General features: G+C 43.0%; 7 protein-coding genes. 6 read left to right on the top strand and 1 reads right to left on the bottom strand.

The window, feature by feature from the left end:
- Positions 1-240: 240 nt before the first annotated feature.
- The 6 genes from QOS07_RS07390 (at position 241) to QOS07_RS07415 (ending at position 6212) form a co-directional block, all read left to right on the top strand.
- Complete coding sequence (locus tag QOS07_RS07390; protein WP_283588329.1) at positions 241-1356, top strand: tyrosine-type recombinase/integrase; 1116 nt, start codon at positions 241-243, stop codon at positions 1354-1356.
- 258 nt (positions 1357-1614) lie between these two features.
- Entirely contained in the window at positions 1615-2427 is an 813-nt protein-coding gene (locus QOS07_RS07395) for a bifunctional hydroxymethylpyrimidine kinase/phosphomethylpyrimidine kinase (protein WP_283588330.1), read from the top strand.
- A gap of 13 nt (positions 2428-2440) precedes the next feature.
- Positions 2441-2965 (top strand): ECF transporter S component, encoded by a 525-nt coding sequence (locus QOS07_RS07400; protein ID WP_283588331.1) that lies wholly within the window; start codon positions 2441-2443, stop codon positions 2963-2965.
- Positions 2962-3681 carry a response regulator transcription factor gene (locus QOS07_RS07405; RefSeq protein WP_283588332.1) on the top strand — a complete coding sequence of 240 codons (720 nt, stop codon included), beginning with the start codon at positions 2962-2964 and terminating at the stop codon, positions 3679-3681. The genes QOS07_RS07400 and QOS07_RS07405 overlap by 4 nt, the downstream gene beginning before the upstream one ends.
- Before the next feature lie 13 nt (positions 3682-3694).
- On the top strand, positions 3695-5170 hold the full coding sequence (locus tag QOS07_RS07410; RefSeq protein ID WP_283588333.1) for a sensor histidine kinase: 1476 nt from the start codon (positions 3695-3697) through the stop codon (positions 5168-5170).
- A gap of 157 nt (positions 5171-5327) precedes the next feature.
- Positions 5328-6212, top strand: coding sequence for a GRP family sugar transporter (locus tag QOS07_RS07415; RefSeq protein ID WP_283588336.1), 885 nt, complete (start codon positions 5328-5330; stop codon positions 6210-6212).
- A gap of 235 nt (positions 6213-6447) precedes the next feature.
- Here the strand turns inward: QOS07_RS07415 and QOS07_RS07420 are convergent, their stop codons facing one another.
- Positions 6448-7062, bottom strand: coding sequence for a sugar O-acetyltransferase (locus QOS07_RS07420; RefSeq protein ID WP_283588334.1), 615 nt, complete (start codon positions 7060-7062; stop codon positions 6448-6450).
- Between the last annotated feature and the right edge of the window lie 279 nt (positions 7063-7341).

Consider the following 7341-nt stretch of genomic DNA (forward strand, 5'->3'; position numbering starts at 1 on the left):
GCCACTTGGTACCAAGGTACCATGAAAAATAACTTATTTGTCTGACTTTATATGTAGAGAAAATGTAGTCTACATTCTACATAAGTCTCTACACGGTTGAGCCTTACTCTCCCAAGGGGTTAGGACACTATGTAGAGATGTAGAGTTTTGTTTTGCTTATTATGTATTTTTCATCTCCTAACATATCCCCCGTGTCATTAATTCACGCCCAGACAATGGACGTACAAAGGAGAATGAAAAATGACACCATATGAGTATCAAACTAAGAATGGTAGACGTTATCGGGTTGCATATCGTACACCAGATAACAAGCAGCATAACAAGGGCGGCTTTACTACAAAAGGCGAAGCTCGTTCCTGGTATCGCCACAAGATGATTGAAATAGAGAATCACGGTTTCAGTGATAATGACCAGGTAACTTTTGAAGAAGTAGCTGATCGTTGGCTTGAAAACAAGAAGCGGACGGTGGCCGGTTCTACCTATAAGAAGTACGAAACAGAGTGCAAAAAACATTTGTTACCAGCCCTGGGCGATAAGTTAATCAAGAACATTGAAGTCCCTACTTGTCAATTATTAGTCTATCAATGGTCTAATCAGTTGAAGTCGTATAGTAAGCTAGTCAATGATGTTTCCAGCATTTTTGACCTGGCAATTAAATACAAATTAATACATGATAATCCTTTCAGACAGATAGAACGTCCCAGGGTTGACCATGAAAGAAAAATAAGGTCTTTCACCAAGGACGAATTTAATATCTTTCAAAAAGGATTGCGTGAACACTACGAATCAACCAACTATAAGGCGTTTGCTTTCCTGTTTATCTTGTCGCATACGGGACTACGAAAAGGGGAGTTGTCAGCCTTGACCTGGAACAACGTAGATTTTAATAAGGGCTTTCTCCATATAAAAAAGGCGGTTACTCGTGACACGAATAACCACCTTATAATAGGGAAAACTAAAAATGTTTATTCAGTTCGTGACGTTCCAATTGGAAAGCGAACCATTGAAGTGTTGAAGAAGTGGCGCTTAGAACAACGCCGTGAGTTAAGATACTTTAACATTAATTCTTTGAAACCGGGCCAGTTAGTATTTACCAGTCAGCATGGTGGTATATTGTCACCATCAAAGCCGGGTAAGTGGTTGAAGGTGATTGAAGAAGAAAAGAATCTACCATTATATGTGACACCACACGGCTTGCGGCACACTTACACTAGCTTGCTGATTGAAAATGGGGTGCCAGTCAATAAGGTGGCCACCGTGTTAGGCCACAAGGACGCATCTATTACCATCAAGGTTTACAATGACTTGCACCCGGTCAACGATAATTCAATTGGAAACACTATTGAGAATCTCTAAATCACAAATGTTGTACAGATGTTGTATGGCTCACGTCCAGCAATACGGAAACATTGATTTGACAGCCTTTTTAAGGCTACGGGTATTACTCCCGTCATCTCCATTTAAAAGCAAAACGGAGCTAGATAAAGTTAATTTGTCTAGCTCCGTTTTCAGTACCCAAAATTATCTAGTTGATATGGTTGGCTTTTCTTTTAATTCATAATCTCTTAAGTATATAATGATGAGTGATTATGGGAAAGATAGGAGGTGTGTAAAGTGATAAGACCGGTAATGGTAATTGAAGACTGTTCGGCGCTTGGCCAGATTTCAATGGTTGCTGCGACGACGGTCCTTCAAGCTGCAGGGATAACAACAGCGTTATTACCCAGTACCCTCTTATCAACCCAAACGGAGGGATTTGGTGTACCAGTACAGCTCCCAACCGATCAGTGGTCATGGTTGGCTTATAACCACTGGAAGAAGGAACAGGTTGACTTTGCAGGGATCATTGTTGGGTATCTCGGTAATGAGAACCGCCTTAATGTTACCCAACAAATTCTTAAGGCAGAGCAAACCACTTTAAAAATTGTTGATCCGGTAATGGCCGACCAGGGGAAGCTGTATCCCGGCTTAAGTGAAAATTATCCACAGATTATGCGCAAAATTTGTCAGTACGCAGACGTGATAACACCAAATTGGACGGAACTATGCCTACTGAGTGGCTTGAAAGTGACCGCACCCAGTGAAAGAGTCTTCCGCGAGGCAATTCGGCATCTCCGTCATGATGGGATTAACGCGGCGGTAGTTGTAACTGGAGTAGTAAAGGACCAGCAGATTGGTTACTGGTTGCTTTTAGAAGACCAGCTCAAATTTATTCCTTTTAATTATTTCCCGGGACATTTTTATGGGACGGGTGACCTCTTTGCCGCACTATTGTACATCTACCTTCAAACTGATCGTGACTTAATGATGGCAGTCAAATCAGCGGGGAATGCATTAGCAGTTGCGGTTGAAGAGACCAGTCACCTAGGTGTACAGGACCGGCACTTTGGAATGAAATTGCAACGACTTTTAGCTTATCTGGCGTAGGAGGAAGAGGTATATGGAGAAACAGCAAACAATTAGGAAGCTAACGTTAGCGGCAATGCTACTGGCATTAGGAATTGTCTTTGGCCGGCTATTCCTAATTCCCTTACCGTGGACACGGGGGAATGTTAACCTTTGTGATGCGGCGATCTTTGTTAGTGTTATGCTGCTAGGACCATGGTATGGTGGTGTAATTGGTGGATTTACGGGCCTGTTCTTAGATTTAATCTCTGGCTTTGCCCAGTATGCCCCCTTTTCCTTCATTGCGCATGGGCTGGAGGGATTAGTCGCCGGGTTAGTTATGAAATGGCTCCCTAACCGTGTAGGCCGGGTACTTGGCCTTGTTTGTGGGATCATTGTTATGGTTGTCTGCTACTTCTTTGCGGATTCGTTCCTTTATAATTGGGCAACGGGGACGCTTGGCTTAATCCCCAACACTATTCAGGGATTGATTGGTGCAGTAATTGCAATATTGTTTGAACGGCCGCTACGTCGCCGCTTGAACATCTCATTTGCTACTAGGAAGGAGGACAAACGTTGAATATTTTAATGATTGAAGATAATCATTCTGTTTGCGAAATGATGGCGATGTTTTTGAAGAAGCAGAATTGGCATTATGAGTTTGCTTATGATGGTATTGAGGCGGAAGAAAAATTCAACGCAGATCCTGAAAAGTGGGATATTATCTTATTAGATTTAAACCTTCCCAAGAAAGATGGGATGCAGGTTGCTGCTGATATTCGGCGGGTATCACCGACAGTGCCGTTAATTATGCTGACAGCACGTGACACAGAGAGTGACCAAGTTCTGGGATTAGAAATCGGCGCAGATGATTATGTTACCAAGCCGTTTAGTGCCATTACGCTGATTGCTAGAATAAAGGCTCTGTACCGTCGTAGCCAATTGGGTGGACAAAAATCAGCAACCGGCAGTACGAAGGCCGAAAACGCGTATGATGTTGAGACTAAGCACTTTAAGATGAACACTAAGACGCGGGAAGTATTCCTTTATGGACATGAAATATCAGACCTGACGCCAAAGGAATTTGATTTATTAAAGACGTTAGCCTCAAAGCCCCGGCAAGTTTTTACCCGTGAACAACTTCTTCAACTAGTTTGGGATTATGAATATTATGGTGATGAGCGGACAGTTGATGCTCATATTAAGAAGTTGCGGCAAAAGTTAGAGGACCTCGGACCACAAGTAATCAAGACTGTTTGGGGAGTAGGCTATAAGTTTGATGATGAAGCTAACTAAAAAGATAACTAGAATGAAGCTAATGTATCGGTTGATGCTTAGCTTTTTTGCCATTATTGTTTTATTGATGGTGATTTTGAGTATTTCCTTTATTAATGTTACTAACCGGTCGATGTATGAGGATACCTGGCGCCAGCTGGAACAAGATGCTGACAGCTTAGTTCAGGATTCAATCCGTTATGACCCGGTTGATCACGAGTTTGAGGGCTTTGCTTCGCCATCGCTAAACACAAATGCCCGTTTGCTTTCCCACCAAGACGTTCATTTTGCGGTCTATGACGTCAGCAAGCAACCGGTCTTTTCCAGTAATGGCTTTACGCCCACGATTACTGCCAAAGATTGGCAGCAATTAAAAGATGGACGGACAATCAAATTACGTCTAACAACGCCACGGCTATCGAAGAAAGTTTCGGATACATCCTTGCCCCGGATGACTGAAATTATTAAACCGTACCGAAATGGCAATAAGACAGTTGCGGTAGTTGCAATCGCAACCTTTGCTTCTTCACTTGAACGAAACATGCACGAGATTAAGCTTAACCTGCTTGTGGCCTTGTTCTGTGCCGGTTTATTAACGTTAATTGCCAGTTATATTTTTTCGCGGTCAATTACCCTCCGAATTAATCGCTTACGCCGGCTAACCTATCAGGTGGCAAAGGGGAATTATGATGTTCGTTTACGAATCCTGGGAAATGATGAAATCGGTGATCTTGCCCGGAGCTTTAACCAGATGACCGCCTCCTTAAAGAGCTCCCAGGAGGAAATTCACCGGCAGGAAGAACGGCGCCGGCAGTTTATGGCCAATGCTGCTCACGAAATGCGGACACCGTTGACCACGATTAATGGGATCCTTGAAGGACTTGAATATGACGTTATTCCGGAAGAGGATAAGAAACACAGCATTGAGCTGATGCAAAATGAGACTAAGCGGCTAATTCGACTGGTCAATGATAACCTAAACTACGAGAAAATTAGGACCAATCAAATTTCGATGGAGCGTAAGTTGTTCGACGCCAGTGCCGTCTTGCATAATCTTCAAAAGCAGTTGGACAAGAAGGCACGTTCACAAGGAGATAAGCTAGAACTGCAGATTTCAAATGGATTGATGGTTTATGCAGACTATGATCGATTCGTCCAGATAATGTTTAATATCATTCAAAATGCCATTCAGTTCACCGAAAAGGGTATAATTCAGATTCGTGGTAAGCAGCTGGCGAACGGCACACAGTTTGAAGTGGCGGATAATGGTATTGGGATGACCCCTGACCAGTTAGATAACATCTGGGAACGGTACTATAAGGCGGATCGGTCCCGCATGAATACGAAATATGGTGAATCAGGGCTTGGCTTGGCAATTGTCCACCAGCTAGTACAACTACACGGGGGCAAGATTAGCGTGCAAAGTGAGCTAGGTAAGGGGAGTACCTTCACTGTTTTCTTCCCTAACAGTAAAACACTCACGGAGGAAAATGATCAGGAGAGAAAGTAATCGTTTTCGTCCAGTACCAATTTTTTATTAGCCGTTTTACTTACTATTAGTTCAGTGATATAGGAGGTAGACCAAATCATAAGAGGTTGTGCAAACGTTTCCAACGTGATAAATTTACTTCTTGTAGATTGATTGATAGGAGAGAATTGTTATGTTTCTGACTTACTTGCTTGCATTAGTTCCAGCTGTAGGTTGGGGGATTATGCCTCTAATTACCGGTAAAGTTGGTGGCTCAACAGTTAACCAAACATTCGGTATCGGTGCTGGTGCTACAATTGTTGGGTTAGTCGCTTTTGCAGCTGCAAAATTAAGCGGTAACCCAGGCGCAGTTGTTGTTAGTTGGCGTGGCTTTTGGATTTCCGTCCTCTGCGGTGCACTATGGTCAACCGGTCAGATGGGACAGTTCGTTTCATTTAAGCGGATGGGTGTTTCGAACACCATGCCACTTTCAACGGTATTCCAATTAGTTGGTAATTCAATTATTGGGGTCTTGGTGTTCGGTGAATGGCATAGCAAACGGGCGTTGATTATTGGCTTTTGTGCCCTGCTGATTGTTATTCTTGGTGCATTGATGACTTCAATTACCGACCAAAGTAGTGGTAAGAAGGTTACCGTTCGGAACTTCATGTTCTTACTTGTAACGACTTTTGGTTACTGGGTTTATTCAAAATTCCCGAAGCTGCCATGGTTACAAAATGAAAAATCCCTAGGGATCTTTTTACCAGAAATGATTGGTATCCTGATCGGGGCAACTATTTATACTTTTGCTTCTGGCAATGCCAAGGCATTTAAGCAGAAGGAACAGTACTTAAATATTTTCGGTGGTATCTCATGGGGGATTGCAGCATTAGCATATATTTTTGCTGGTCGGTCCCTTGGTACAAACGTAGCCTTTATTTTCACCCAGCTTAACGTTGTAATTGCAACGCTTGGTGGAATCTTAGTTCTTCATGAACGGAAGACTAACCGTGAAATGGGCTTTACAATTCTAGGAATTATCTTTGTTGTATGTGGTAGTATCTTAACCGCATTTGCGCACTAATTTATTTCCTGGGAAATAAAACAACCTGTGACACAACCCCGGGTAGGGCCTGCAACGCGAAGCTAGCCTATCTGGTATGGCTAGCATAGGACGATCGTTAGCACGGAACGGGCTAGTGATTGTCCGTAGCTAGACACTAAGGCCCTGGGTTGTGGCACGCGATATCTCTGTAATATTCGGAGCTAAAAAACAGGGACTGTGGCAAAATTTAGTTTTGTCACAGTCCCTTTGTTTATCAATACGGAAAATTATTAAGCCGGTCTGCTTCTGTGATCTGACGGATTGCCTTTGCGGGAACGCCTACGACTAGTGAATTAGCAGGCATATCCTTAGTGACAACCGCACCAGCACCGATCACACAGCCGTCGCCAATTGTAACGCCCGGGCAGACGGTAACGTTGGTTGCCAGCCAACAATTATTGCCAATCGTTACCGGCTTACCATATTCATAGTCAGAAAAGCGGCCGTCAGCCTGCTGACGTAAGTTACGCTGCTGGTAACAGAGAGGGTGCATCGCAGTAATTATGGAAACGTTAGGGCCACACATTACGTTATCCCCAATCGTCACCGGACAGGTGTCGAGGATGGTGAAATGTGTATTTGCATAAAAATTTTTACCGATGGTAGTAAAACGACCATAATCAACATACATTGGCCCCTGAATATAAGTACCCTCACCATGGTTAGGAAAAAGCTTGTCGATAATCGCCTGCCGTTCTAATTCATCTTCGTCGGTTGTTAAGGTATAGTCGCGACAAAGCCGGTGTGCAAGGTGGGAGAACTTGTCTAATTCGGCTGTGTCAGGGCAGTAGGGTTTACCTGCTAACCTTCTTTTTGTATTTTCGTCCATTAGAATTCCTTCTTTCTATTCATTTTCTTAATTATGCCAAAGAATGGAAACGGTCGCAACGCGATGCTAACAGTTTTATAAATTGAATTGAAACCGACTACATTATTCGCTATTATGGAAGGGTGAAATATTTTAATTAAGAAAGAGGCTCATTAAATGACTCAAGTAAAATTTGATAGTAGTGCCTTAAAGCAGTTTGTTTATGACAACGAATTAGGCGAAATGCAAGCCATGGTTAAGGCTGCTGATGATGAATTACGGAACGGGACCGGTGCTGGT

Source organism: Limosilactobacillus viscerum (genome assembly GCF_947387525.1).
GTDB classification, from domain to species: Bacteria; Bacillota; Bacilli; order Lactobacillales; family Lactobacillaceae; genus Limosilactobacillus; species Limosilactobacillus viscerum.

What these genes read in the sequence shown, in the direction of transcription:
- QOS07_RS07400 (WP_283588331.1), top strand. Translation starts at nt 2,441, where the DNA reads ATGGAGAAACAGCAAACAATTAGGAAGCTAACGTTAGCGGCAATGCTA.
- QOS07_RS07410 (WP_283588333.1), top strand. Translation starts at nt 3,695, where the DNA reads ATGAAGCTAATGTATCGGTTGATGCTTAGCTTTTTTGCCATTATTGTT.
- QOS07_RS07420 (WP_283588334.1), bottom strand. Translation starts at nt 7,062, where the DNA reads ATGGACGAAAATACAAAAAGAAGGTTAGCAGGTAAACCCTACTGCCCT.
- QOS07_RS07390 (WP_283588329.1), top strand. Translation starts at nt 241, where the DNA reads ATGACACCATATGAGTATCAAACTAAGAATGGTAGACGTTATCGGGTT.